General features: G+C 64.4%; 22 protein-coding genes. 18 read left to right on the forward strand and 4 right to left on the reverse strand.

Features of this window, described 5'->3' with window-relative positions; genetic code table 11:
- The first annotated feature begins 1 nt into the window (after position 1).
- The 7 genes from hisH to coaA all read left to right on the forward strand — a co-directional run bounded on the left by hisH (position 2) and on the right by coaA (position 4,754).
- Entirely contained in the window at positions 2 to 652 is a 651-nt protein-coding gene (hisH, locus tag NKJ57_RS10845) for an imidazole glycerol phosphate synthase subunit HisH (protein ID WP_023672319.1), read from the forward strand.
- A gap of 1 nt (position 653) precedes the next feature.
- Entirely contained in the window at positions 654 to 944 is a 291-nt protein-coding gene (locus NKJ57_RS10850) for a DUF1330 domain-containing protein (RefSeq protein ID WP_023672318.1), read from the forward strand.
- A gap of 3 nt (positions 945 to 947) precedes the next feature.
- Complete coding sequence (gene hisA, locus NKJ57_RS10855; protein ID WP_023672317.1) at positions 948 to 1,694, forward strand: 1-(5-phosphoribosyl)-5-[(5-phosphoribosylamino)methylideneamino]imidazole-4-carboxamide isomerase; 747 nt, start codon at positions 948 to 950, stop codon at positions 1,692 to 1,694.
- A complete protein-coding gene (locus NKJ57_RS10860; protein ID WP_023694621.1) occupies positions 1,691 to 2,527 on the forward strand; it encodes an arginase family protein in 837 nt (278 codons plus the stop codon). The genes hisA and NKJ57_RS10860 overlap by 4 nt, the downstream gene beginning before the upstream one ends.
- A complete protein-coding gene (gene hisF / locus NKJ57_RS10865; RefSeq protein ID WP_352510746.1) occupies positions 2,524 to 3,330 on the forward strand; it encodes an imidazole glycerol phosphate synthase subunit HisF in 807 nt (268 codons plus the stop codon). The genes NKJ57_RS10860 and hisF overlap by 4 nt, the downstream gene beginning before the upstream one ends.
- A gap of 8 nt (positions 3,331 to 3,338) precedes the next feature.
- On the forward strand, positions 3,339 to 3,662 hold the full coding sequence (locus NKJ57_RS10870) for a phosphoribosyl-ATP diphosphatase (RefSeq protein ID WP_023681408.1): 324 nt from the start codon (positions 3,339 to 3,341) through the stop codon (positions 3,660 to 3,662).
- A gap of 132 nt (positions 3,663 to 3,794) precedes the next feature.
- On the forward strand, positions 3,795 to 4,754 hold the full coding sequence (coaA, locus tag NKJ57_RS10875) for a type I pantothenate kinase (protein ID WP_023672313.1): 960 nt from the start codon (positions 3,795 to 3,797) through the stop codon (positions 4,752 to 4,754).
- Here the strand turns inward: coaA and NKJ57_RS10880 are convergent.
- From NKJ57_RS10880 to NKJ57_RS10895, 4 genes are all read right to left on the reverse strand, one after another.
- Positions 4,741 to 5,877 carry a phosphatase PAP2 family protein gene (locus NKJ57_RS10880; protein ID WP_352510642.1) on the reverse strand — a complete coding sequence of 379 codons (1,137 nt, stop codon included), beginning with the start codon at positions 5,875 to 5,877 and terminating at the stop codon, positions 4,741 to 4,743. The two genes, coaA and NKJ57_RS10880, sit on opposite strands and share 14 nt — an antisense overlap.
- A gap of 124 nt (positions 5,878 to 6,001) precedes the next feature.
- A complete protein-coding gene (locus NKJ57_RS10885; protein ID WP_023703765.1) occupies positions 6,002 to 6,631 on the reverse strand; it encodes an alpha-ketoglutarate-dependent dioxygenase AlkB family protein in 630 nt (209 codons plus the stop codon).
- A gap of 151 nt (positions 6,632 to 6,782) precedes the next feature.
- A complete protein-coding gene (gene arfB, locus NKJ57_RS10890; protein WP_023672309.1) occupies positions 6,783 to 7,217 on the reverse strand; it encodes an alternative ribosome rescue aminoacyl-tRNA hydrolase ArfB in 435 nt (144 codons plus the stop codon).
- A gap of 86 nt (positions 7,218 to 7,303) precedes the next feature.
- Positions 7,304 to 8,914 (reverse strand): phosphoenolpyruvate carboxykinase, encoded by a 1,611-nt coding sequence (locus NKJ57_RS10895; RefSeq protein WP_352510643.1) that lies wholly within the window; start codon positions 8,912 to 8,914, stop codon positions 7,304 to 7,306.
- A gap of 346 nt (positions 8,915 to 9,260) precedes the next feature.
- Between NKJ57_RS10895 and NKJ57_RS10900 the strand changes: the two genes are divergently transcribed.
- The 11 genes from NKJ57_RS10900 to addA all read left to right on the forward strand — a co-directional run bounded on the left by NKJ57_RS10900 (position 9,261) and on the right by addA (position 26,528).
- On the forward strand, positions 9,261 to 9,962 hold the full coding sequence (locus tag NKJ57_RS10900; RefSeq protein WP_010912942.1) for a response regulator transcription factor: 702 nt from the start codon (positions 9,261 to 9,263) through the stop codon (positions 9,960 to 9,962).
- An 85-nt stretch (positions 9,963 to 10,047) separates the two neighbouring features.
- Positions 10,048 to 11,829, forward strand: a complete 1,782-nt coding sequence (locus NKJ57_RS10905) for a sensor histidine kinase (RefSeq protein WP_352510644.1) — start codon at positions 10,048 to 10,050, stop codon at positions 11,827 to 11,829.
- 12 nt (positions 11,830 to 11,841) lie between these two features.
- A complete protein-coding gene (locus NKJ57_RS10910) occupies positions 11,842 to 12,303 on the forward strand; it encodes an HPr kinase/phosphorylase (protein WP_023710429.1) in 462 nt (153 codons plus the stop codon).
- A gap of 164 nt (positions 12,304 to 12,467) precedes the next feature.
- Positions 12,468 to 12,869 (forward strand): PTS sugar transporter subunit IIA, encoded by a 402-nt coding sequence (locus NKJ57_RS10915; RefSeq protein ID WP_023672304.1) that lies wholly within the window; start codon positions 12,468 to 12,470, stop codon positions 12,867 to 12,869.
- Positions 12,866 to 13,156 (forward strand): HPr family phosphocarrier protein, encoded by a 291-nt coding sequence (locus NKJ57_RS10920; protein WP_023672303.1) that lies wholly within the window; start codon positions 12,866 to 12,868, stop codon positions 13,154 to 13,156. The genes NKJ57_RS10915 and NKJ57_RS10920 overlap by 4 nt, the downstream gene beginning before the upstream one ends.
- A gap of 207 nt (positions 13,157 to 13,363) precedes the next feature.
- Positions 13,364 to 14,764, forward strand: a complete 1,401-nt coding sequence (gene ahcY, locus NKJ57_RS10925; protein WP_023681401.1) for an adenosylhomocysteinase — start codon at positions 13,364 to 13,366, stop codon at positions 14,762 to 14,764.
- Positions 14,765 to 15,072: 308 nt separating this feature from the next.
- The gene (locus tag NKJ57_RS10930; protein WP_023672300.1) at positions 15,073 to 17,637 is read left to right on the forward strand and encodes a sensor histidine kinase; all 2,565 of its coding nucleotides are present in this window, start codon (positions 15,073 to 15,075) and stop codon (positions 17,635 to 17,637) included.
- Positions 17,638 to 17,645: 8 nt separating this feature from the next.
- Positions 17,646 to 19,157, forward strand: a complete 1,512-nt coding sequence (gene tsaE, locus NKJ57_RS10935) for a tRNA (adenosine(37)-N6)-threonylcarbamoyltransferase complex ATPase subunit type 1 TsaE (protein ID WP_352510645.1) — start codon at positions 17,646 to 17,648, stop codon at positions 19,155 to 19,157.
- 14 nt (positions 19,158 to 19,171) lie between these two features.
- Complete coding sequence (locus NKJ57_RS10940) at positions 19,172 to 19,876, forward strand: nucleotidyltransferase family protein (protein WP_352510747.1); 705 nt, start codon at positions 19,172 to 19,174, stop codon at positions 19,874 to 19,876.
- Entirely contained in the window at positions 19,873 to 23,010 is a 3,138-nt protein-coding gene (gene addB, locus NKJ57_RS10945) for a double-strand break repair protein AddB (protein WP_352510646.1), read from the forward strand. Before NKJ57_RS10940 ends, addB begins: the two co-directional genes overlap by 4 nt.
- Positions 23,007 to 26,528 (forward strand): double-strand break repair helicase AddA, encoded by a 3,522-nt coding sequence (gene addA, locus NKJ57_RS10950; RefSeq protein ID WP_352510647.1) that lies wholly within the window; start codon positions 23,007 to 23,009, stop codon positions 26,526 to 26,528. The genes addB and addA overlap by 4 nt, the downstream gene beginning before the upstream one ends.
- The last annotated feature ends 37 nt before the right edge of the window (positions 26,529 to 26,565 follow it).

Genomic DNA, 26,565 nt, shown 5'->3' on the forward strand with positions numbered 1-26,565 from the left:
GATGCGGGTTGCCATCATCGATTACGGGTCGGGCAATCTGCGCTCGGCCACCAAGGCCTTCGAGCGCGCCGCGCATGAAGCCGGCATTGCCGCTGCCATTGAGCTAACCGCCGACGCCGAGCGGGTGCGCAGCGCCGACCGAATCGTTTTGCCCGGCGTCGGCGCCTATGCCGATTGCGCGGCGGGCCTGCGCGGCGTCGCCGGCATGTGGGAAGCGGTGGAAGAGGTAGCGATCGCCAAGGCGCGGCCGTTCCTCGGCATCTGCGTCGGCATGCAGCTGATGTCGCAGCGCGGCCTGGAAAAGACCGTGACCAAGGGCTTCGGCTGGATTGCCGGCGACGTCAAGGAGATCACGCCCGCCGATCCGGCACTGAAGATCCCGCAAATTGGCTGGAACACCATCGATCTGGAGCGCAAGCACCCGCTGTTTTCGGGTATTGCGACCGGGCCTAAGGGTCTGCACGCCTATTTCGTTCATTCCTACCATCTCGACGCGACAAGGCCGGACGAAGTGCTGGCCGTCGCCGATTATGGCGGCCCGGTAACGGCGGCGGTCGCGCGCGGTAACCTTGCCGGCACGCAATTCCATCCGGAAAAGAGCCAGGCGCTCGGCCTGGCACTGATCACCAACTTCCTGCGCTGGAGGCCTTGAGATGAGCAAGAAGGGCTACTGGATGGCGATGGTCGATGTGACCGATCCGGAAAACTATCCGAAATACATCGCCGCCAACAAAGCGGCGTTCGACAAATACGGCGCGAAATTCCTGACGCGAGGCGGTCAGTCGTCAAGCCCGGAAGGGCCATCCGGCAATCGCCATGTGATCGTCGAGTTCGAAAGCTACGAGGTCGCGCTGGCTTGCTTCCATTCCCCCGAATACCAGGCAGCGCTGAAATTCCGGCGCGCTTATTCGACCTCGCATTTCGCCATTGTGGAAGGGGTCTGAACGGTGATCCTGTTTCCGGCCATCGACCTCAAGGACGGCAAGTGCGTGCGGCTGAAGCACGGCGATATGGCGACCGCGACCATCTACAATGACGACCCTGCGGCCCAGGCCAAGGCCTTCGAAGAGCAAGGGTTTGAATGGCTGCATGTCGTCGACCTCAACGGCGCCTTCAAGGGCCAGAGCGTCAACAGCGCGGCGGTCGGCGCCATCCTCAAGGCGACGAAAAACCCGGTGCAGCTCGGCGGCGGCATCCGCACGCTGGCGCAGATCGAGGACTGGCTCGACCGCGGGCTGGCCCGCGTCATCCTCGGCACGGTGGCGGTGCGCGATCCCGACCTGGTCCGGGAAGCCTGCAAGGAATTTCCTGGAAAGATCGCCGTGGGCATCGACGCCAAGGGCGGCAAGGTGGCGGTCGAAGGCTGGGCCGAGGCCTCCAGCCTCGGCGTCATCGAACTGGCGCAGAAATTCGAAGGCGCCGGCGTTGCCGCCATCATCTACACCGATATCGACCGCGACGGCGTTCTGACCGGCATCAACTGGGATGCCACGATCGATCTCGCCGACGCGGTGTCGATCCCGGTCATCGCCTCGGGCGGGCTGGCTTCGATCGCCGACATCGTGCGCATGACCATGCCCGACGCGAAGAAACTGGAAGGCGCCATCTCCGGTCGCGCGCTCTATGACGGGCGCATCGACCCGGCCGAGGCGCTGGCGGTGCTGCAGGGCAAGGCGATGGAGACCCGGCCGTGAAAATCTCCATCATCCTGGCCTCTTATGACAGCGGCCACTATCACGGCGGTATGGGCCGAGGCCCGGATGCACTCATCGCCGGCGGGCTTGTCGACGCGCTGACGCTCTCCGGGCATGACGTCGTCGTCACCGATATCGGCAGGGTTGGCGACGAACAACAGCGCGAGATCGCCACCGGCTTTGCCGTGTGCGGTGCCGTCTCCGGCGAGGTCCGCATCGCCATAGACCGCGGCCGGTTTCCCATCGTGCTGGCCGGCAATTGCCTGACATCGGCCGGTGCGGTTGCCGGCGAGGATGCCGATGCGATCATCTGGGCCGACCAGCATGGCGATCTCAACACCCCGGAGACGTCCATCTTCGGCTTTCTCGACGGCATGGCGCTGGCCACGGTTCTCGGCCTGTGCTGGAAGCCGATGGCCTCGGCCATCCCCGGCTTCAGGCCGATCGATCCGGCGCGCTGCGTGCTGGTCAACGCGCGCGATCTCGATCCGGTCGAAACGGAGCTGTTGAAGACTTTGCCGGTCATCCGCACCGAATGCCCGGACTGGGCCACGGCCTGCGACAGGCTGAAGGCGCCGGACGCGAAGCGGGTGCACCTGCATCTCGATCTCGACGTGCACGACCCCGGGGCGCTGCAGGCCAACCGCTACACCACGCCCGGCGGCCCGGAGCCGAAACAGCTGCGCCAGGCTGTCTGCGGCATGGCCGGCCTGCTGCCGATTTCCGGCATCACCATTTCCGCCTACGATCCGGCGTTCGATGCGCAGGCCGAGGTTCCGCCGCTGGTCGGCGAACTGCTCAGCGAGTTGCTGGCGACGATGGAGAAGGGCTGATGCTGAAGGCCCGAGTCATCCCTTGCCTCGACGTCAAGAACGGCCGCGTCGTCAAGGGGGTCAATTTCGTCGACCTCATCGATGCCGGTGATCCGGTCGAGGCGGCCAAAGCCTATGACGCGGCCGGCGCAGACGAGCTTTGCTTTCTCGATATCACCGCGTCGTCCGACAACCGTGAAACCATCTTCGACGTCGTCGCCCGCACCGCCGAACAATGCTTCATGCCGCTGACCGTCGGCGGCGGCGTGCGCCAGGTGGCCGATATTCGCAAACTGTTGCTGGCCGGCGCCGACAAGGTGTCGATCAACACTGCGGCGGTGAAGAATCCCGATTTCGTCGCAGAAGCCGCCGACAAGTTCGGCAACCAGTGTATTGTCGTCGCCATCGACGCCAAGAAGGTGTCGGCGCCGAAAGAGCCCGGCCGCTGGGAGATCTTCACCCACGGTGGCCGCGAAAAGACCGGCATCGATGCGGTCGAGTTCGCGCGAAAAATGGTCGATCGCGGCGCTGGCGAGATCCTGCTGACCTCAATGGACCGCGACGGCACCAAGGCCGGTTACGACATTGCGCTGACCCACGCGATAGCGGATGCGGTGCGCGCGCCGGTGATCGCGTCGGGCGGCGTCGGCACGCTCGATCATCTGGTCGAGGGCATTCGCGACGGCCATGCCGGTGCCGTGCTCGCGGCCTCGATCTTCCATTTCGGCACTTACACGATTGCGGAAGCCAAGGCGCATATGGCCGAGGCCGGGCTGCCGATGCGGCTGGACTACCCGGTTCAATCCACTCCACAAAGGCTGTAGGCTGCGCCATGGCTGAATTTTCGCTGTCCGATCTGGAAACGATCATTGGCGAACGCGCCCGTTCCGGCGACCCGGACTCGTGGACGGCAAAACTGTTCGCCAAAGGCATCGACAAGGCGGCGCAGAAGCTTGGTGAAGAGGCAGTCGAGACCGTCATTGCCGCCGTCAAGGGCGACGAGAAAGCCCTCGTTTCCGAAAGTGCCGATCTCATATATCATTGGCTCGTCGTGCTTGGCATGGCCGGCGTTTCGCTGGGCGAGGTGCTGAAGGAGCTTGAGGGCCGTACCGGCCGTTCGGGCGTCACTGAAAAGGCATCCCGGCCGAAAGGCTGACCGCGAGAGCCGGATGATTTCGGGCCGAGGCCTTAAATCTGAATCCGTCTCTAAATTGATAGAGGGAGCATGATGTCGCCCGAAAACCGCTTCACACTTTTCGGCCTCATGCTCTAGAGGGCAGGAAACTCGATGGACCAGCTCGCTCCGACCGAGAAATATTCCCCCTATCGTTTCTTCTCGGCCGAGCAATGGTCGAACTTCCGCGCCGACACGCCGATGACGCTGGGCGAAGACGAGATCAACCGTCTGCGCTCACTGAACGATCCGGTCGACCTGGAAGAAGTCAAGCGCATCTATCTGTCGCTCTCGCGGCTGCTTTCGGCGCATGTCGAGGCCAGCCAGTTGCTGTTTCGCCAGCGCCAGGCCTTCTTCAACGCGCTGGATGTGGTCAAGACACCGTTCATCATCGGCATTGCCGGTTCGGTTGCGGTCGGCAAATCGACCACGGCGCGCGTGCTGAAGGAGCTTCTGGCGCGCTGGCCGTCGAGCCCCAAGGTCGATCTCATCACTACCGACGGGTTCCTGCTGCCCAACAAGGTGTTGCGACGCGACAATCTGATGGAGCGCAAGGGCTTTCCCGACAGCTACGATGTCGGTGCGCTGCTGCGTTTCCTGTCGGGCATCAAGTCGGCCCAGCGCAATGTCCGCGCGCCCGTCTATTCGCATTTGACCTATGACGTCATTCCCGGCGAGTTCGTCACCATCGACCGGCCAGACATTCTGATCTTCGAAGGCATCAACGTTCTGCAACCCGGCAAATTGCCGAAGGACGGCAAGATAGTGCCGTTCCTGTCGGATTTCTTCGATTTCGCCATTTATATCGACGCCGACGAAAAGCTGATCCACCAATGGTACATCGCCCGCTTCATGCGCCTGCGCGAGACGGCCTTCCGCAATCCGGACTCCTTCTTCCACCGCTATTCGCAGCTTTCGGAAGACGCCGCGCGTGCCATTGCGGAAGGCTTGTGGGCCAACATCAACCTGAAAAACCTGCGCGAGAACATCGTGCCGACACGAGCGCGGGCCGACCTCATCCTGCGCAAGGGCGCCAATCATCTGGTCGAGGAAGTGGCGCTCAGGAAACTGTGACGACCGCCTCCGGGCGGCTGCCGCCAGCCGCCGATTGCCGGGCCGGGCCTGGCATCAGGATTTCGCCGTCGGGTACCAGCTTGCGGACGGCCGCACATAGGGCGATCGTGAGCGCGACCGCCGCATAACCATCGATCGCATAGTGCCAACCAAGATAGACCGAACTCGCGACTATGAAGGCGACATACAGAAATGCGATGGCGCCCAACCGCTGGTCGTACTCCCAGGTATACACCGCATTCAGGGTGATCAAGGCGACATGAACGCTTGGAAATGCCGATATTCCCGACGCGAGTCCAGTCACACCCTCGGTCTGGAGCGTCCACAGATACTGCTGGTACACGGCGGCGGAACTCGCCGACGGGCTTTGCGCAAGAAACGAAAGCTGTTCACCGAAGCGTGGCACATCGCCGGTGACATAGCCGTAGAACGCCGGTCCGGCCGACATGAACAGCCCGGCCAGGATGTTTCCGACGACTACCCACACCACCATGAAGGACAGCACATAGCGTCTCTTCAGATGCGTGGTGCGTGGTGACGTGACCATGAAAAACAGCATGCTGTAGCAAATGATGAACCACAGCATGTCGTAGTTCCATCCGACGGTTTCCCGTACCCAGTCATGCTTGCCGATAACGTAGAGCCATCGCCACGGATCAGTGCCGAAATGCAGATAGGCATCGATATCCGCCAAGGCGCGATCATAGGGGAAACCTTTCCACAGGACGGACATGCCGTTCTTGACCGAGGTGAAGGTGCTTTGGAAAATCATGATGCCCATCAACAGACATATGCCGGAAAAGAGAACCGCCATCCGCTCGGCTGAGAACATCTTGCCCGCAGCAAATTTCCGCCGACGCTCAAATCGATGCAAAAGCCAGCCGGTTTCCAGGAGAAGCGATACCGCCGGCAGCACGAAACCGAAAACCATAAGCCATATCGGCACGTAGGTCTGGTATGCGGTGCGATGGAGCGCGCCGACCCAAGCCAGAAACCCCAGCCCCGTTGCAGTGTAGATGCCAATGAACAGGTAGAGCGATGCATCCGAGCGGGCGATCGAAACCGTGCGCCATGCGGCATTTCGAATGTAGCGCCAAATCACTTCGGATTCGATTTCGAGCATGGTATCCACACCGGGAATGATGACGTTTTGGCGCAGACTAGCGGCCGAAACCTTAAATTCCGTTAGGGACTTTTCATTCGCAAGGTCAGTGGTTCAGTAAGTGCAAGAATGCACTCTCACCTCTTCAAGGCAAGGTCACCCGCCGCAGCGTGAGATTGATCCTGCCGCCTTTTTTCAGAAGCGCCGAGGTCGACGGATAGATGCGGTCGACGCCGTGGAAGCAGAGCCGGCCTTCGCCGCCGAGCACGACGACGTCGCCGCTTTTCAGGCGGAACGATTTGGTACCGCCGTCGCGTGTGGCCCCCCTGCCCGTCACTTGGCCGACCCGGAACAGGCAATCGTCGCCAAGTGACACCGAGACCACTGGGGCCGAGAAATCGGCTTCGTCGCGATCCTGGTGCAGACCCATTTTGGCGTCCTGCGTATAGAAATTGACCAGGCAGGCCTCCGGCGGATTCGGATAGGCGGCGACCTCCCGCCACAATTGCAGCAGCGCGTCCGGGATCGGCGGCCATGGCTCTCCGGTGAGTGGGTGCGTTGGCTGGTAGCGATAGCCCAGCTCCTTGTCGGTGACCCAGCCGAGCGTGCCGCAATTGGTCATGCGCACGCTCATCTCCTTGCCGGTCCGCGGCATCGCCGGCACGTACAGCGGCGCCCGCTGTACAATTGTCCTCACCTCTTCGACCAGCGCTTCCTGCGCCGCGCGGGACAGATAACCAGGCAAGTGGCGGACGCCTTTGGGCAGAACGAGCATGACTTCGCCTCCGGTTGATACTGAAACCATGCCACCGCCAATCAGAAACGGCGACCCGAAAGCCACCGTTGTCGGCCTCCCTTTCTGTGGCAATGGCGAAACCTTGCGGCTGCGGCAGGGGAGGCCGCTTTATGCGCAGTCGGCGCGGTCCTTAGTCGTTCTCTACCCGGCCGCGCAGCTTTTTGATCGTGCCGCGCCCTGCCTTGCTTTGCAGCCGCCGCTCCACCGAGCCTTTCGACGGCCTGGTCTTCTTGCGCGGCGGCGGCGGCGGTTCCGCGGCCTTGGCGACCAGCGCCGTCAGCCTTGCCCGGGCATCGGCCCGGTTCTGCTCCTGGGTGCGGAAGCGGCCGGCCTCGATGACGATGACGCCGTCCTTGGTGGCGCGCTGGCCGGCGAGCTTGATCGTGCGCGCGCGCACGCGTTCGGACAGGCCAGCTGCATTGGCGGCGTCGAAGCGCAATTGGACGGCGGTCGCCACCTTGTTGACGTTCTGGCCGCCGGGACCCGACGAGCGGATGAAATCCTCGTGCAGGTCGCCCGGATGGATTACGGCTTCGTCTGATATGATGATGTCGTCGATAGGCATGCCGCAGTCATGGCGCGGCGGACCAAAAAAGAAAAGGCCCGATCGAGACCGCGCCTTTCAAGGATGCTTCGGTGAAGATGCCTGGACTATTCCGCAGCTTCCTGCAGGCGGGGTGCTGCGCCGAGCACGACGGCATCGACATGGCTCTCGAATTTCTCGAAGTTGACGGCGAACATGCCGACCAATCGCGCTGCCTGCCGGTCATAGGCTGCCTTGTCGGCCCAGGTCGAACGCGGGTCGAGAATGGCGCTCTCGACGCCAGGCACAGCAACCGGCACCTCGAAGCCGAAATTGGCGTCAGTGCGGAAACCGGACGCCTTCAGCGAACCGTCAAGCGCTGCGGCCAGCAAGGCGCGCGTCGCCTTGATCGGCATGCGCTTGCCGGTGCCGTAGGCGCCGCCGGTCCAGCCGGTGTTGACCAGCCAGCAATCGGCGCCGTGGCGGGCGATCAGCTCGCGCAGCAGATTGCCGTATTCCTTGGGGTGGCGCGGCATGAACGGGGCGCCGAAGCAGGTCGAGAAGGTCGCTTCCGGCTCGGTAACGCCCTTCTCGGTGCCGGCCACCTTGGCGGTGTAGCCGGAGAGGAAGTGATACATCGCCTGCGCCGGGGTCAGCCGTGCGATCGGCGGCATGATGCCGAAGGCATCGGCGGTCAGCATGATGATGTTTTTCGGGTGGCTGGCCCGTCCGCTCTTCGAGGCATTGGGGATGAAATCCAGCGGATAGGCGCAGCGCGTGTTTTCGGTGAGCCGGCCGTCGTTGAAGTCCGGCACGCGGTCGGCGTTGAGCACGACATTTTCCAGCACCGTGCCGAAGCGCTGCGTGGTGGCGAAAATCTCCGGCTCGGCCTCGGCCGACAGCCGGATCGTCTTGGCGTAGCAGCCGCCTTCGAAGTTGAAGATGCCGTGCGGTCCCCAGCCGTGCTCGTCGTCGCCGATGAGCGTACGTGACGGATCGGCCGACAGCGTCGTCTTGCCCGTCCCGGAAAGCCCGAAGAAGATCGCCGCGTCGCCGGCCGGGCCCTCATTGGCCGAGCAGTGCATCGGCATGACGCCCTTTTCCGGCAGCAGATAGTTGAGCATGGTGAACACCGATTTCTTCATCTCGCCGGCATAGGAAGTGCCGCCGATGAGCACGATCTTGCGGGTGAGATCGACCGCAATCACCGTTTCGGTGCGGCTGCCGTGGCGGGCCGGATCGGCGCGGAAGGACGGCAGGTCGATGATCGTCATCTCCGGCACGAAATCCTCAAGCTCGGCGGCCTGCGGGCGGATCAAAAGATTGCGGATGAACAGCGAGTGCCAGGCGAATTCGGTGATGACCCGCGTCGGCAGCTTCAGCTCGGCATCGGCGCCGCCGACGAGGTCCTGCACATAGAGATCGCTATTCGCGGCGTGGACAAGGAAATCGGCGAGCAGCATTTCGAACTGGCCCGCCGAAATCGCCTTGTTGTTGTCCCACCAGACATGGGGCTCGGTGGCGCCATCGCGGACGACAAACTTGTCCTTGGGCGAGCGGCCAGTGTGCTGGCCGGTCTCGGCAAGCAGCGCGCCGCCGGCGGTCAACCGGGCCTCGCCACGACGGATCGCTGCCTCATAAAGGGCGGCCGCACCAAAATTATAATGCACCGTGCCGGTGGTTTTCAGGCCGATACGATCGATCGCGCAAGCAGAATTGCGTTTGCCGACTTCCGACATCAAGGGTCCCTTCTTCTGGATTCGCCGCACTTTGCCGGCGCGTTTCCGGCGAGCCCGCGTTAGGGGCTGAGACGGTGAGAACCAGAAAACTCGAATGATATCAAATCATTAATCGATTTAAAAATTTTGAAAGTTGTTTAAATCGTTTATATGTGCAAAAAATCACGGTGGTTGCCCAAAGGATTGGCACACAGTGTTCGTCCAACCCGTGTAGAGGTTCCGATGGGGCCGCCGGCAAGCCGTCCGCGACAGCGGGTGGAGCCTGTGCCACATTTTGTACCTAATTTGTCCTGCAAAAGCCCCTTCTCTAAGACAGAAGGGACAGCTCATGAGGGAGCCGCTTGAAATGGCAACAATCGCGCTTGTCGATGACGACCGCAACATTCTGACATCGGTGTCGATCGCCCTCGAGTCCGAGGGGTATCGCGTCGAGACCTACACGGATGGTGCGTCGGCGCTGGAAGGCCTGGCGGCGCGGCCGCCGAATCTCGCCATCCTCGACATCAAGATGCCGCGCATGGACGGCATGGAGCTGTTGCGCCGGATGCGGCAGAAGTCCGACCTGCCGGTGATCTTCCTGACCTCGAAGGACGATGAGATCGATGAGCTTTTCGGCCTCAAGATGGGCGCCGACGATTTCATCCGCAAACCGTTCTCGCAGCGCCTGCTGGTCGAGCGGGTGCGCGCCGTGCTGCGCCGCGCCAGCGCCCGCGAAGCTGCGGCAAAGGCGCCCAGCCAGCAGGCCCGTTCGCTGGAACGCGGCCAGCTCGTCATGGACCAGGAACGCCATACCTGCACCTGGAAGGGCGAGCCGGTGACGCTGACGGTCACCGAATTTCTCATCCTGCACTCGTTGGCGCAGCGCCCCGGCGTGGTAAAAAGCCGTGATGCGCTGATGGATTCCGCCTATGATGAGCAGGTCTATGTCGACGACCGCACCATCGATAGCCACATCAAGCGGCTGCGCAAGAAGTTCAAGGCCGTCGATGACGACTTCGAAATGATCGAAACCCTTTACGGAGTCGGATACCGGTTCCGCGAAGCTTGAGTTGATGCATGTCGCCCAAAAGTGGTCGCGGTTTTTGGGACGACGACATGCATAAAACCAAAGACTAGGCGGGAGCTGCTATTCGATGGCAGTGGATGTACAGCGGAGCAGACGAACGAGCGCTGTCAGGCGGTCGCGGATTCTGCCCGCATTCCTGTTGAGGTTGACGGTGCCGATGCGCCGCTTCCTCGGCCACCACATCTTTTCCAGCCTGACCCGGCGCATCCTGTTCCTCAACCTGGCCGGTCTCGCCGTGCTGGTCACCGGCATCCTCTATCTCAACACCTTCCGCGACGGGCTGATCGACGCCCGCGTCGAAAGCCTGATGACGCAGGGCGAGATCATCGCCGGCGCCATTGCCGCGTCGGCGACGGTCGAGACCGATTCGATCAGCATCGATCCAGAAAAACTGCTTGAACTGCAGGCCGGCGAAAGCCTGGGGCCGGGCTCCGACCAGCTCGACAATCTGGATTTCCCGATCAATCCCGAGCGCGTCGCGCCGGTGCTGCGGCGGCTGATTTCGCCGACGCGCACCCGGGCCCGCATCTATGACCGCGACGCCAATCTGCTGCTCGATTCGCGCCATCTCTATTCGCGCGGCCAAATCCTGCGCTACGACCTGCCGCCGGTCGAGGACGAGCAGCCGGATATGCTGGAGCGCGTGCAGAAATTCGTCTTCGACTTCTTCCGCAACAAGGACCTGCCCGTCTACCATGAGCAGCCCGGCGGCAACGGTGCGGCCTTCCCGGAAGTGGTCAAGGCGCTGACCGGCAGTCCATCGACGATCGTGCGGGTGAGCGAACAGGGCGAGCAGATCGTTTCGGTGGCGGTGCCGATCCAGCGCTTCCGTGCCGTCCTCGGCGTGCTGATGCTGTCGACGGAAGGCGGCGACATCGACAAGATCGTCGCCGCCGAACGCAAGGCTATTTTGCGCGTGTTCGGCATCGCCGCCCTGGTCACCGCCATCCTGTCGATGCTGCTCGCATCCACCATCGCCAATCCGCTGCGCCGCCTATCGGCGGCGGCAGTGCGGGTGCGGCGCGGCGTCAAGAGCCGCGAGGAGATCCCCGACTTTTCCGACCGCCAGGACGAGATCGGCAATTTGTCGGTCGCGGTGCGCGACATGACCAATGCGCTCTATGCCCGCATCGAGGCGATCGAAAGCTTCGCCGCCGATGTCTCGCACGAGCTGAAGAACCCGCTGACCTCGCTGCGCAGCGCGGTGGAGACCTTGCCGCTGGCCAAGAACGACAATTCACGCGGCAGGCTGATGGAGATCATCCAGCACGATGTCCGGCGTCTCGACCGGCTGATCACCGACATTTCCGATGCCTCGCGCCTAGACGCCGAACTGGCGCGTGAGGATGCCGCCACGGTCGATTTGAAGAAATTCATCACCGATCTCGTCGCCGTGTCGCGCGAAGCGACGCGCAACAAAAAGGCTGTCGAGATCGAATTCAAGGCCGCCAAGCTGCCGCAAGGCGTCAAAGGCTATTTCGTCACCGGCCATGATCTCAGGATCGGCCAGGTCATCACCAATCTGATCGAGAATGCCCGCTCCTTCGTGCCGGAGGACCACGGTCACATCGCCATTTCCCTGGCACGCTCGGGCAAGGTCAACATCGTCACCGTCGACGACAACGGCCCCGGAATCCGCGCCGACGCCATCGACCGCATCTTCGAGCGCTTCTACACCGACCGCCCGGCCGGCGAGGCGTTCGGCCAGAATTCAGGGCTTGGCCTGTCGATATCCAGGCAGATCGTCGAAGCCCATGGCGGCACGCTGACCGCCGAGAACATCCCCGGCACCAAGCCCGGCGACATCAAGGGCGCGCGCTTCGTCGTTACGCTGCCGGCCGAAGGCTGATCGCGGCTGCGCATGCCCGATCCCACCGCGAAACCCGAGAACATCCATGCCACCGCAATCCTGATTGGCGAGCGGGGCGTCCTGATCACCGGGCCGTCCGGCTCGGGCAAGACAACGCTGGCGCTGGCGCTCATCGACCATTTCAGCCGGCTCGGGCTGTTTGCGCGGCTGATCGGCGACGACCAGCTGTTTGTCGCGGCGCGTTTCGGGCGGCTGGTCTGCCATGCGCCCGCCAGCATCGCCGGCCTCACAGAGGTGCCCGGACTTGGTCCGAAGCCGCTTTTGTTCCAACCTGTTGGGGTCATCGACCTTACGATCCAGCTGGTTGCCGCAAACGCTGTGGAGCGTTTCCAGGAAGAGTCGAGCGCGACCATTGCCGGCTGTGTGGTGCCGCGCATCGACCTCGTTCAGCGCAACGTCACTGCGGCTTTGCCGGCGGTAATGGCGCGGCTGGCGATTGCGCCTTTCGTATGATCCGCCGCCGGTTTTTTGCTGCAATGCGTCAAATTGGCCATGGCCGACGCAATTTTGGGCTTGTCAACGCGCCGCGCGTCGACAAGATAGCGCTCCCGCCGCCTGGGATGGCCGGCGAGCATAAAAAGCGCCTGTGAAGCGGCGATGACGGGAGCCACCATAGAATGATCGGACTCGTGCTTGTAACGCACGGTCAACTGGCCGCCGAGTTCCGCCATGCCGTGGAACATGTCGTGGGGCCACAAGACAATTTCGAAACCGTGGCAATCGGCGCCGATGACGATATGGAGCAGCGTCGGCGCGATATCGTCGACGCCGTCGGCCGCGTCGACACCGGGACCGGCGTCATCGTTCTGACCGATATGTTCGGCGGCACGCCTTCCAACCTCGCCATTTCGGTGATGGAATCCGGTCGCACCGAGGTCATCGCCGGCATGAACCTGCCGATGCTGATCAAGCTGTCGTCGATCCGCAAGGGCGACAACATGGCGACCGCGCTCGACGAGGCGCAGGCCGCGGGGCGCAAATACATCAACGTCGCAAGTCAGCTGCTGAGCAGCAAATGAACGCGCTGTCGCCCGGTGAGATCGTGCGCGAGTTCCCGATCGTCAACCAGCGCGGCCTGCATGCGCGCGCCTCGGCGAAGTTCGTCCAGGTCGCCAGCGGCTTCGACGCCACCGTCCATGTCGAGAAGGATGGTCTCAAGGTCGGCGGCACCTCGATCATGGGGCTGATGATGCTGGCGGCGAGCCCCGGTTATTCGATCCGCGTCACCGCCAGCGGCGCTGAAGCCGCAGCGGCGATGGACGCGCTGGAGCAGCTGGTCGCCTCGCGCTTCGGCGAAGAGTGCTGAAGTTTTTGCTTTGAACGCCGTTGTCCCAAAACCGCGGGATACTTTTGGGCGGCATGCATCCCCGTAAAACACATACGCGCATAAAGATTTCTTTATATCCCATTGTCGTCTTGGCGGCGATCTGCTAGTCAGGCCGGCATTCCGCGCCCTTCGACGCGCCGTGTGGCGCAGGCGCATTCTGAAGACAAATCACACCGGAGCACTGCCATGACAGGTAGCAAGGACTATGTGGTCGCCGACATCTCGCTTGCCGGCTGGGGCCGCAAGGAACTCGATATCGCCGAAACCGAAATGCCGGGCCTGATGGCCTGCCGAGAGGAATTCGGCGACAAGAAGCCGTTGAAAGGTGCGCGCATCACCGGCTCGCTGCACATGACCATCCAGACTGCGGTGCTGATCGAGACGCTGAAGGCGCTTGGCGCCGATATCCGCTGGGCCTCGTGCAACATCTTCTCGACCCAGGACCATGCGGCCGCAGCCATCGCCGAGGCCGGCATCCCGGTGTTCGCCGTCAAGGGCGAGTCGCTCGAGGAGTATTGGGACTACACCGACAGGATCTTCCAGTGGGCCGATGGCGGCCTCTCCAACATGATCCTCGACGATGGCGGCGACGCCACCATGTACATACTGATCGGCGCCCGCGCCGAGGCCGGCGAGGACGTGCTGTCCAACCCGCAGAGCGAGGAAGAGGAATACTTCTACGCCCAGGTCAAGAAGCGCCTGAAGGCCTCACCCGGCTTCTTCACCAAGCAGAAGGAAGCCATTCGCGGCGTCACCGAAGAGACGACGACGGGCGTCAACCGTCTCTACCAGTTGCAGAAGAAGGGCCTGCTGCCCTTCCCGGCGATCAACGTCAACGACTCGGTCACCAAGTCGAAGTTCGACAACAAATATGGCTGCAAGGAATCGCTGGTCGACGGCATCCGCCGCGGCACCGACACCATGATGGCCGGCAAGGTTGCGGTCGTCTGCGGCTATGGCGACGTCGGCAAGGGCTCGTCGGCTTCGCTCAAGGGCGCCGGCGCCCGCGTCAAGGTCACCGAAGTCGATCCGATCTGCGCGCTGCAGGCGGCGATGGACGGCTTTGAAGTCGTCACGCTGGAAGATGCCGCACCAACCGCCGACATCGTCATCACCACCACCGGCAACAAGGATGTCGTCACCCTCGACCACATGCGCTCGATGAAGGACATGGTGATCGTCGGCAATATCGGCCACTTCGACAATGAGATCCAGGTCGCGTCGCTGCGCAACCTGCAATGGACCAACGTCAAGCCGCAGGTCGACATGATAACCTTCCCGGACGGCAAGCGGATGATCCTGCTGTCCGAGGGGCGCCTGCTCAACCTCGGCAACGCGACCGGTCATCCGAGCTTCGTGATGTCGGCTTCGTTCACCAATCAGGTGCTGGCGCAGATCGAGCTCTACACCAAGCCCGGCCAGTACCAGAACCAGGTCTATGTGCTGCCCAAGCACCTCGACGAGAAGGTGGCGCGTCTGCATCTCGACAAGCTTGGAGCCCGCTTGACCGAACTTTCCGGCGAACAGGCCGCCTATATCGGCGTGACCCCGCAGGGTCCGTTCAAGCCGGAACACTACCGCTATTAGCCAAAGCGGCGTTTACCACTAGATATTGAAGCCGGGCGATTGACTTTTCGCCCGGCTTCTTTTTTGCGCGGATGATTCTTCACGCCGATTCCAGCACGCGCTATTGTGCTGATTCGTGGGCCGGGGACGAGGCCGGCGTACGCATCGAGAGCATGATTCGAACCGAAGGACCGCGTCAGCGAAAAGTGGGAAGCGGTTTTCGGAAAAGATCATGCTCTTTAGAAAAGAGTTAGGTCAGAAGGGCGTTTCCATCAAACGTGATCCTGATCTAGGCGGTCTTGCATTCAGGCGGCGAAGAGGACCAAGGCATGCCGGGGGAAAACCCGCCTCGCGCGGGATCGGCCGTTTCCGGCGGCCATGACGATTCCGATAGCAATGGCTCCGTCACGACAGGCGGTGGCCTGAAGAGGCGCGTTGGCGCCCGCACCGCCGGCTTTCTTGCCACCTCAGCTCTTGCCGGCCCGCTCACCTCGTTTGCCGCCCATGCCGAGCCGGCCATTGCGCAGAAGGCCGGACTGTCGGTCAGCGCGGTCGAAGTCATCCAGCTCGCCATGTTCGTCGGCGTCATGGGCGCGGCACTGGTCTCGGCCATCTTCCTGATCCGCGAAAGAGCCCGCACCTCGGCGCAGAATGTCGAACTCAGAGCCCGCATTGCCGACATCAATGCGGCGCTGCAGCGCTCCGAGGCGCTGCTCAATCTGCGTGACCAGCGCGTCATCGTCTGGGCGTCCGAGAACAAGAAGCCGGAGCTGATCGGCACGCTGCCGCTGGAAAGCGGTGCGCCGGACGACCGTGCAGCCTTCCTCGCCTTCGGCCGCTGGCTGATGCCGCGCTCGGCGGCGGCGCTCGAAAATGCCGTCGCTGGTCTGCGCGAGAAAGCGAAACCCTTTGATCTCGTGATCGAATCGCAGGCCGGGGCGCCGCTTGAAGTGCATGGCCGCAAGAGCGCCGCGCATGTGCTGGTGCGCTTCGTCTCGCTGTCGGAGACGCAGCGAAGCCAGGCCAGGCTGAAGATCGAGAACCAGCGGCTGGCCGCCGACTACGAGACCATGATCGGCCTGCTCGACGCCTTGCCGATGCCGGCCTGGCTGCGCGCCACCGACGGGCGGCTGAAATGGGTCAACCGTGCCTATGCCGGAGCGGTCGAGGCACCGAACGCCGAGACCGCGGTGCGCGAAGCCAAGGAATTCCTCGGCGCCCAGGCGCGCGAACAGATCGCCGCGCAGCACAAATCGCGCCCGATCTTCGAACAGACGCTGTCGACGGTGATCGAGGGCGACCGCCGCGTGTTCGCCGTCACCGACTTCGCCGGTGCCGACGGCTCGGCCGGCCTTGCCTGCGACACCAGCGCCACCGAAACCATTCGCGGCGAATATGAGCGCACGGTGCGCAGCCATGCCGACACGCTCGACCAGCTCAACACGGCGGTGGCGATCTTCGATGCCAACGAGAAGTTGCGCTTCTTCAACCAGGCGTTCCAGAAACTGTGGGGGCTGGACCCTGGCTTCCTGCACAGCGCGCCCGACAATGCCCTGCTGCTCGACCGGCTGCGCAGCGAAGGCAAGATCGCCGAGCAGCCGGAATGGCGGCGCTGGAAAGAAGGCCTGCTTGGCGCCTACCGCGCGGTGGAATCGCAAGAGCATTGGTGGCATCTGCCCGACGGCAAGACCATCCGCGTGGTGGCCAACCCGCAGCCGAAGGGCGGCGTGACCTGGGTGTTCGAGAACCTGACCGAGAAGATGGACCTGGAAAGCCGCTACCAGACGGCGGTGCGGGTCCAGGGCGAAACGCTCGACAATCTGGCCGAAGGCGTCGCGGTGTTCGGCCCCGATGGGCGGCTGCGCCTGTCGAACCCGGCCTTTGTCGCGCTGTGGGGACTGAGCCAGGATGTGATCAAGCCCAACGTCCATGTCTCGGCGATCCGCGATCTCAGCGACCAGCGCGCCGTCGACAGCCCGTGGGGCGGGTTCGTCGCCGCCATCACCGGTTTCGACGACGAGCGCCGCGACCGCCATGGCCAGACCGAACTGAAGAACGGCACAGTGCTCAGCTACGCCGTCATCCCGCTGCCCAACGGCCAGGTGATGATGACCTTTGTGGACGTCACCGACAGCGTCAATGTCGAGCGCGCGCTGAAGGACAAGAACGAAGCGCTGCAGAAATCCGACCAGCTGAAGAACGAGTTCGTGCAGCACGTCTCCTACGAGCTGCGCTCGCCGCTGACCAACATCATCGGCTTTACCGAGCTTCTGTCGCTGCCGGCGACCGGGCCGCTCAGCCCAAAGCAGCGCGAATATGTCGAGCATGTCGGCTCGTCATCCTCGGTGCTGCTCACCATCGTCAACGACATACTCGACCTCGCCACCGTCGACGCCGGCATCATGCAGCTCGACATTTCGGAAGTAAGCGTCGAGCGCACCATCGAGGCCGCGGCCGAACTGGTCGCCGACCGGCTGCAAGAGCATTCGATCAAGCTTCGGATCGATGCCGCTGCGGCGCCGAAGAGTTTTCACGGCGACGAGACCCGGGTTCGCCAGATCCTCTACAATCTGCTCAGCAACGCGGCCAATTACGCGCCGGAGGCGAGCACAATCACGCTCGCCTGCCGGCATTTGGAGCAAGGCGTGGAATTCTCCGTCCATGACAACGGCCCCGGCATGCCGCCGGACCTGCTCGATTCGGTGTTCCGCCGCTTCGAGCCGCGCACCAATGGCGGACGCCGGCGCGGCGCGGGCTTAGGCCTGTCGATCGTCAAGAGCTTTGTCGAACTGCATGGCGGCAGCGTGCGCATCGAGACCGGCAAGGACAAGGGCACCACCGTCATCTGCACCTTCCCCGATGCACCGTCGGGCATCCGCGCCGCGGCCGAGTAGCGGGCTCGATGACCGTTGTTATGCTGGAGCGTTTTCTCGCCGACGAGGCTGCGACCGCAAGGTTCGGCGAGGACCTGGCCATGGCGCTGCGGCCGGGCGACGTGCTGGCGCTCAAGGGCGATCTCGGCGCCGGCAAGTCGACGCTGGCGCGGGCCCTGATCAGGGCGCTGGCCGATGATGCCGGCCTCGATGTGCCGAGCCCTACCTTCACCTTGGTGCAAAGCTACGACACGCGCATCCCCGTGCACCATTTCGATCTCTATCGCCTGTCCTCGGCCGGCGAGATGGACGAGCTGGGTTTCGACGAGGCGCTGCTGCAAGGGGCTGCTTTGGTCGAGTGGCCGGAACGAGCGGTGGCCGCTCTTCCGAGGACGTCGATCTGGATCGAACTCATCCATCAGGACGAAGGACGATTGGCGAAACTGTCGGGCCAAGGCGTTGCCTTCGAACGCGTGGCGCGATCGCTGGCAATGCGTGATTTCCTTGAAACCGCCGGCTGGGGCGACGCCGCGCGGCGCTTTTTCGTCGGTGACGCCTCGGCGCGCTCCTATGAGATCGTCTCGCGCGCCGGCCTTGCGCCGCGCGTGCTGATGAATTCGCCGCGGCTGGTGCTGGGGCCGCCGGTGCGCGACGGCAAGCCCTATGCCGTGATCGCCCACACGGCGCAGTCGGTCACCGCCTTCGTCGCCATCGACAAGGCGCTGCTGGCGCAAGGTGTCAGTGTCCCAAAAATCCATGCCGAGGATCTCGAGCAAGGGTTTCTGCTGCTGGAGCATCTGGGCTCGGAAGGTTTTCTCGACGGCAATGGTGAGCCGGTGGCCGAGCGCTACGCGGCAGCAGCCGAATTGCTGGCCATGATGCATGGCAAGACCTGGCTGCAGCGCATGGAAGCCGTCCCAGGCGTCTTCCACGAGGTGCCGCCCTTCGATCGCGACGCCATGCTGATCGAAGCCGATCTCTTGGTCGATTGGTATGTGCCGATGGTGACCGGCAGCCCGGCAAGCGAGGCTTTACGCGCCGGCTATCACAGGGAATGGAACGCGGTTCTCGATCGGCTGGACACACAGGAATACACGCTGATGCTGCGCGACTTCCATTCGCCCAACATCATCTGGCGCGGTGACCGCAAAGGCCACGACCGCCTCGGCATCGTCGACGTCCAGGACGCGCTGATGGGTCCGGCGGCCTATGATGTTGCGTCGCTGGCCATGGATGCCCGCGTCACCGTTTCGCCCGATATCGAGCAGCGGACCGTGGACGCCTATGTCGCTGCGCGCCACGCCGCCGTCGGCTTCGATGAGGACGCCTTCCGCGCGGCCTATGCGATCATCGCGGCGCAGCGCAATTCAAAGATCCTCGGCATTTTCGTGCGGCTCGAAAAGCGCGACGGCAAGCCCTATTATCTCCGACACCTGCCGCGCATCCGCGATTATCTCAGGCGGGCGCTGGCGCACCCGGCGCTGGCTCAGCTGAAGGAGTTTTACATGGCACATGGCCTGCTGGAGGAACGGCTCCCGTGACCTTGACCACAGCGATGGTGCTGGCGGCTGGTCTTGGCAAGCGCATGCGGCCGATCACCGACACCATGCCGAAGCCGCTGGTGCGGATAGCCGGCAGGACCTTGCTCGACTGGGGGCTGGACAGTCTCGAAGCGGCCGGCGTCGAGAAAGCCATCGTCAACGTGCACTATCTGCCGGACCAGATCGTCGCCCATATCGCCCACAGGCGGGCGCCAAAGATCGTCATTTCCGACGAGCGCGACGCACTGCTGAATTCGGCGGGTGGCATCGTCAAGGCATTGCCGCTGCTGGGCAGCGACCCCTTCTACATCATCAACGCCGATACGTTCTGGATCGACAGCGGCCAGCCCAGCCTCGAGCGCCTTGCCCTTGCATGGGACGGCGCGAAAATGGATATTCTGCTGATGCTTACCGATCTCGACTCGGCCACCGGACACGGTGTCGGCACGGATTTCCTGATGGCGCCGGATGGCGGCCTGCGGCGCTCGAAAGGCGATCCGGCCGGGTTGATCTATGCCGGAGCGGCAATCGTCAATCCCGCCATCTTCAGGGATGCGCCGGCCGGGGCGCATTCGCTCAACACCCATTTCGACGAGGCAATCGCCTCTGGCCGTCTGTTCGGCATGCAGATGCGCGGAAGCTGGATCACCGTCGGCACTCCCGACGCCATTCCGCAGGCGGAAGCGGCCGCCGCCGAAGCTCTCGCGAAGGTGGTATGAGCGGCGCGCGCCGCGTTCTTTCGATCCCGCCCGGAGCGCCATTCCTGCCGACTCTGGCCGAGGCCTTGCTGGCCGGACGGCTGGTGCCCGGCTTCCGGTTCGACGGCGATCCGCTGGCGCTGGCTGATGTCACCATCTATGTGCCGACACGGCGCGCGGCCCGTGCGCTGCGCGGCGCTTTTGTCGACGCGCTTTCGGGACCGGGAGGGAGCCGCCGTTCGGCGATCCTGCCGGTCATCCGCCCGCTCGGAGAGTTCGACGAGGACGAAGCCGCCTTCGACCCCGGCACGCCGACCGAGCTTGAAATGGCGCCGCCGATCGCAGCCATCGAACGCCTGCTGCTACTGGCGCCGCTGGTGCGGGCCTGGAAGCGCACCTTGCCGGCGCATGTCCTTGATATGTTCAACGAAGAGATCGTCGTGCCGGCCTCCGCCGCCGATGCGATCTGGCTAGCGCGTGACCTCGCCCGGCTGATGGACGAGATCGAAACCGAAGGCACGGACTGGACCAGGCTTGCCGATCTGGTCACCGGCAATCTTGCCGGATGGTGGCTTGTGACGCTCGATTTCCTCCGTATCGTCACCGAGGCCTGGCCGAAATTGCTGGAGGAGCGCGACCGCTCCAACCCGGCCGCGCACCGCAATGCGCTGATCCGGCGCGAGGCGAAGCGGCTGGAACGCAACCCGCCCAAAGGCCCGGTGATCGCCGCCGGCTCGACGGGCTCTATTCCCGCCACGGCCGAACTGCTTGCCACGGTCGCCAGCCTGCCCAACGGCGCCGTGGTGCTGCCCGGGCTCGATGGGATGCTGGACGAACCGTCTTTTGCCGCGATTGGGGCGCCCGGTGCGCGGCCGGCACTGCTTGGCCACCCGCAATACGGCATGGCCAAGCTGATCGGCAAGATTGGCGTGCTGCGTGGCGATGTCGAGGAAGTGGTCTCCGCCGAGCCCGCACTGGCGCTCCGCGCGGCCCTTGTCGGCGAGGCGCTGCGGCCGGCCGAGACCACGGAATTATGGGCCGAGACCCGCATATGCTTCAACGCCGTAGACATCGCCGAGGCCTTCGCCGACGTGACGCTGGTCGAAGCCGCCAGCGAACGCGACGAGGCGGCGGCGATCGCCATCGCGCTGAAAACCGCCGTGGAACAGCCGGGGCACAGGGCAGCGCTCGTTACCGGCGACCGCGGGCTGGCGCGGCGCGTCTCGGCCGAGCTGTTGCGCTTCGGTGTGATCGCTGACGATTCCGGCGGCACGCCGCTCGCCAACACGCCTGCAGCCAGCCTGCTGCGGCTCACACTTCAAGCGGCATTCCGGCCCGGCGATCCCGTCGGCCTTTTGTCGCTGCTCAAGCATCCGCTGCTCGGGCTCGGACTTGAGCGCACCGGCGTGCGCCGTGCCGCCGAGCTCATCGAACTCGTGGCGCTGCGCGGCGGCACCGGACGCCCCGACATCGCCTCTTTGCCAGCACTGTTCGAGGAGCGTCTCGCCGGGCTGAGCGGGGACAAGCGCCAGCCCTTCTGGTTTTCGCGCCTGAGCGGGCGCGGCATCGACGATGCCCGCGATATGCTGAGCCGGCTTGTGACGGCACTGGCGCCGCTGACCGCCTTTCGCGGTGAAGAGAACGCCGATCTCGTCGCGTTGACCAGAGCGAGCGTCGCCGCGCTGGAAAATCTCGGCCGCACGGCGGAGGGCAGCCTGGCTGAATTTTATGCCGGCGACGCCGGCGAGAAACTCGCCGAGCTGCTGCGCGGTGTGGTCGCCGCGTCTGCATCGTTCGACTTCCCGGCCGACGAATGGCCTGATGTGATGGACGCGCTGGTAGCACCGGAAACGGTCAAGCCGGGGCAAGGCACAGACCGCAACATCGCGATATGGGGCGCGCTGGAGGCGCGGCTGCAGAGCGTCGACACGCTTGTCATTGGCGGGCTGAACGAAGGCGTGTGGCCACGCAAGCCGGAAAGCGATCGCTTCATGTCGCGGTTGATGAAGACCGGCATCGATCTCGAGCCGCCGGAGCGGCGCATCGGCCTTGCCGCCCACGACTTCCAGATGGCGATGGGGGCGAAAAAGGTGGTGCTGACGCGCTCCGCCCGCGCCAGCGACGCACCGGCGGTGCCGTCGCGCTGGTTGCAGCGCATCCTCACCTTCATCGGCAAGGATCCTGCAGCCGCACTGCGCGGACGCGGCGACGAATTGCTTGCCTGGGCGCGCGCGCTCGATGCCGGCGAGCGGCAGCATTTCGCGCCGCGACCGCAGCCGAAACCGCCGCTGAGCATGCGGCCCACCCACTTCTCGGTGACCGAGATCGAGACGCTGCGCCGCGACCCCTATGCGGTCTATGCCAAGCGTATTCTGAGCCTTCTGCCGCTCGAGCCGGTGATCCGCGACCCCGGCGCGGCCGAGCGCGGCACGCTGTTTCATGACATCCTGCATCTGTTCTCGACAGAGGTGGCGGATCCCCGCGCGCCCGAAGCTCTGGAACGCCTCATCGCTGCCGGCCGGACCTGCTTTGCCGAGATCGCCCTGCCCGCCGATGTCGAGGCTGTGTGGTGGCCGCGCTTCGAAAAGCTTGCCGCCAACATCATCGAATGGGAGCGCGGCCGCGCTCCCGCCGTCGCCCGGCGGCATGCCGAGGAGCGTGCCGAAAAGACCGCTGTCGGCCGCACCGGCGTGACGCTGTCCGGCTATGCCGACCGCGTCGACCTTTTGGCCGGTGACATGGCCGACATTCTCGACTACAAGACCGGCTCGTCCCCGTCCAAGGCGCAGGCCCACACGCTGCTGGCGCCACAGCTGGCGCTCGAAGGGGCGCTGCTCCGGCGCGGCGCCTTCAAGGGGCTTGGCGCGCGCGAGCCCTCCCAGCTCGCATTCGTGCGGCTGAAGCCGAATGGCGAAGTGTTCGAGGAATCCATCCTCGACTACAACCGCCAGCCTCGGACCGCCGAAGACCTCGCCGAGGAGGCTTGGGCGCGGTTGGAAAAGCTGCTGGTCCACTATGCCGATCCGACGACCGGCTATCTGTCGCGGGCGCTGCCATTTCGCGAGGGCGAGAGCGATGGCGATTACGACCATCTGGCGCGCGTGCTCGAATGGTCGGCCGGCGGCGACAGCGATGACGAGGCGGGGGAGGCATGAAAAAAGCCTATCCCATCCCCAGCGAAACCGCCTCCAGCCAGGCGCGCGCCTCCGACCCGAAGAACTCGGCCTGGGTGTCCGCCAATGCCGGCTCGGGCAAGACGCATGTGCTGGCCCAGCGCGTCATCCGGCTGCTGCTCAACGGCACCGATCCGTCGAAGATCCTGTGCCTGACCTATACGCGGGCGGCCGCCGCCAACATGTCGAACCGCGTGTTCTCGACCCTGTCGGAATGGACGGCGCTCGGCGATGCCGAGCTTGCCACAAAGATTGAGGCGGTGGACGGCCGCCGACCCGACCGCGACACGATGCGGCGGGCGCGCCGGCTGTTTGCCGAAGCGCTGGAAACGCCGGGCGGGCTGAAGATCCAGACCATCCACGCCTTCTGCGAATCGGTGCTGCACCAGTTTCCGCTGGAGGCCAACATCCCGGCGCATTTCGAAATGCTCGATCCGCAGATGGAGGCCTCGCTGTTTGCTGGCGCCCGCCGCGACATGATTTCGGGCACGTCAGCCGGAGACACCGGACTGGCCGAGGCCTTTGCCACCGTGCTGGAGCGCGGCGGCGAACACGGACTCGATGCGCTGCTCGCCGAAATCGTGCGCAAGCGCGACGGCTTACGCGGCTTCATCGATGCGGTCCGGCGCGACGGCGGCGGCTTTCAGGCCCTGTTCGACGAATTCCATTTTCGCCCCGGGCAGAGCGCCGAAGACATAGCGGCATCGGTATGGCCGCTGCCGGGTTTCCTGCCGGACTTCTTTGCAGTGTTCGCCAGTGCCGCCGAGGCCGCCGACGCCCGCACCGTGCTCAACAATCTCTTGCCCTATGCCCGCTTGGCCTTTGCCGAGACGGACCCGACCCGCCGGCTGCAGATGCTCGGCAAAGCCTTTCTCAAGGCCGATGGCGACCCCTATGATCCCTCAAAGTTGTTCAAGAAGGCGCTGCTCGGCCGGCTGCCCGACCTTCCCGAGCGCTATCTGGCGGCCGTCAAGTCGATAACAGACGTCTCCGACCGGCTGGCGCTGTTCCGGATGCTGGAAGGCACGGTCGCGGCGTTGACCATAGCCGACTGGCTGATCGTGCGGTACGAGCGCCTGAAGCGCAGCCGCGGCTTTCTCGATTTCAACGACCTCATCACCCGCACCGTCAACCTTCTGGCGCGGCCCGATGCCGGCCCTTGGGTGCAGTACAAGCTCGACCAGGGCATCGATCACATCCTGCTCGACGAGGCGCAGGACACCAGCCCCGACCAATGGGAGGTGGTGAAGCGGCTGGCGGAGGAGTTCTTTGCCGGCCACGGCCAGCGCGGCACGACCAATCGCACGGTGTTCGCCGTTGGCGACGAAAAGCAGTCGATCTATTCCTTTCAGGGTGCCGCGCCGGATTCCTTCGCCGACAGCCGGCTCTTGTTTTCCGGACGCGTGAACGCCGCCAATGCTTCGTTTGCCGACCTGAAACTGACCTGGTCGTTCCGGTCGACCGACGACTTGCTTGCCGCCGTCGACCGCGTCTTTGCCGATCCGGGCGTGCGGCGCGGCATCAGCCATGACCCCGATCCGCTCGACCACAAGGCGATCCGCAACGACGCGCCTGGCTATGTCGAGGTCTGGCCGTCGCTCGGCGCTGACGCCGTCGAGGAGCCCGACGACTGGACGCTGCCGGTCAACCATGCCAGCGCGCCGGCTGTGCGGGTGGCCGAGCATGTGGCTGCGACCATCCAGACCTGGCTCAAGGACCGCGAGATCATCGAGGGCAAGGGACGCAGGCTGAGGGCCGGCGACATTCTTGTGCTGGTGCGCAAGCGCGACCGCTTCGTCCATGCGCTGTCGCGCGCGCTGAAGGACCGCGATATTCCCGTCGCCGGCGCCGACCGGCTGAGCCTGCCCGGCCATATCGCGGTCAAGGACCTGATCGCACTCGGCCATTTCCTCATCCAGCCGCAGGATGACCTGTCGCTCGCCGCCGTGCTGCGCAGCCCGGTTTTCGACGTGTCGGAGGAGACGCTTTTTACGCTTGGCGCCGGACGGCCAGCCGGAACATCGCTGATCGCCTCACTACGCCAGCATGCTGGCGACAATACCGCGCTGACCGATGTCGTTGCCCGGCTCGACGGCTGGGCCAACGAGGCGGCGTTCCAGCCGGTGTTCGAATTCTACGCCGGGGTGCTGGCGCGCGACGGCCTGCGCAAGAAGATGATCGCCCGGCTTGGACCGGAAGCCGGCGACATCCTCGACGAATTCCTGAGTTTCTGCCTGGCCGAGGAACGCACCGGACTGCCGGGGCTGGAGGCCTTTCTGGCGACGCTGGAGAACACCGGTCCGGAGATCAAGCGCGAGATGGACCAGTTGCGCGACGAGGTCCGCGTGATGACCGTGCACGCCGCCAAGGGCCTGGAAGCGCCTGTTGTCTTCCTGGTCGATGGCGGGTCGGCGCCGTTCAGCGACCAGCATCTGCCGCGGCTGATGCCGTTCGACGCTTCGAGCCGCAATTTCGACGGCAAGGGCTATCTCTGGCGCTCGGCCGCCGATGTCGCCAACGGCTTCTCCAAGGCGGCCTCGGCCAGGGCGCGGGAGCTTGCCGACGACGAATACCGGCGGCTGCTCTATGTCGGCATGACACGCGCCGAGGACCGGCTGATCGTCTGCGGCTATCACGGCAAGCGTCAGCCCAGCACCGGCACCTGGCATTCGATCGTCAGCCGCGCGCTGACAGGTGCACCCGAAAGCACCGAGCTCCGCCACCCCGCCAGCAGCGAGCCGGTGCACCGCTTCGTCATCACCAAGCTGCCGCCGGTGGCGCTGGCAGCCGCCGACGAGGCGCGGCTGCCGCAACCGCTTCTGCCGTTCTTGCCGGCAAACCTGTTTCGCCCTTTGCCGCCTTATGAAGAACTGCCGCGCCCGCTATCGCCCTCTGGCGCTTCGGCGCTGATCGACGAGGGCAAGGAGGCGGTCGTCGATACGCGTTCGCCGGTGCTGGACAGCGAAGCGGAGCCCGGTTTTGCCGTGATGCGCGGGCTGGCGCTGCACAAGCTGCTGCAGATGCTGCCCGGTTTTGCCGAAGACGAACGGCAAGGCGCGGCGGCGCAGTATCTCATTCGAGCCGGCGCCGACTGGCCCGAGGCCGAGCGTAACAAGGCGCTGGCCTCGGTGATGGCGATCCTCGGAGATTCTCGCTTTGCCGGGCTGTTTTCGCCCTCGTCACGCGCTGAAGTCGCGGTCATGGGCAGCCTCGAAGTCAAAGGCAGACTGCGCTCGATCTCGGGCAAGATCGACCGGCTGGCGGTGACGCCCGAGCGCGTATCGATCGTCGACTACAAGACCAACCGGCCGGCGCCCGCAGGCCTGGCCCAGGTGCCGCCGGCCTATATCCTGCAGCTGGCGCTCTACCGCGCGCTGCTCCAGCCGCTTTACCCCGGCCGCGCGGTGACGGCGGCTCTGCTGTTTACCGAGGCGCCGAGGCTGATCGAACTGCCGGCGCAGGCGATGGATGACGCCCTTGCCCGACTCACGGGAGCGTGACACAAGTTCTGCTTGAAGAAGGGCTGCTCAACCACCA

Origin of the sequence: Mesorhizobium sp. M0077, from assembly GCF_040322955.1 — a bacterium.
GTDB lineage: Bacteria > Pseudomonadota > Alphaproteobacteria > Rhizobiales > Rhizobiaceae > Mesorhizobium.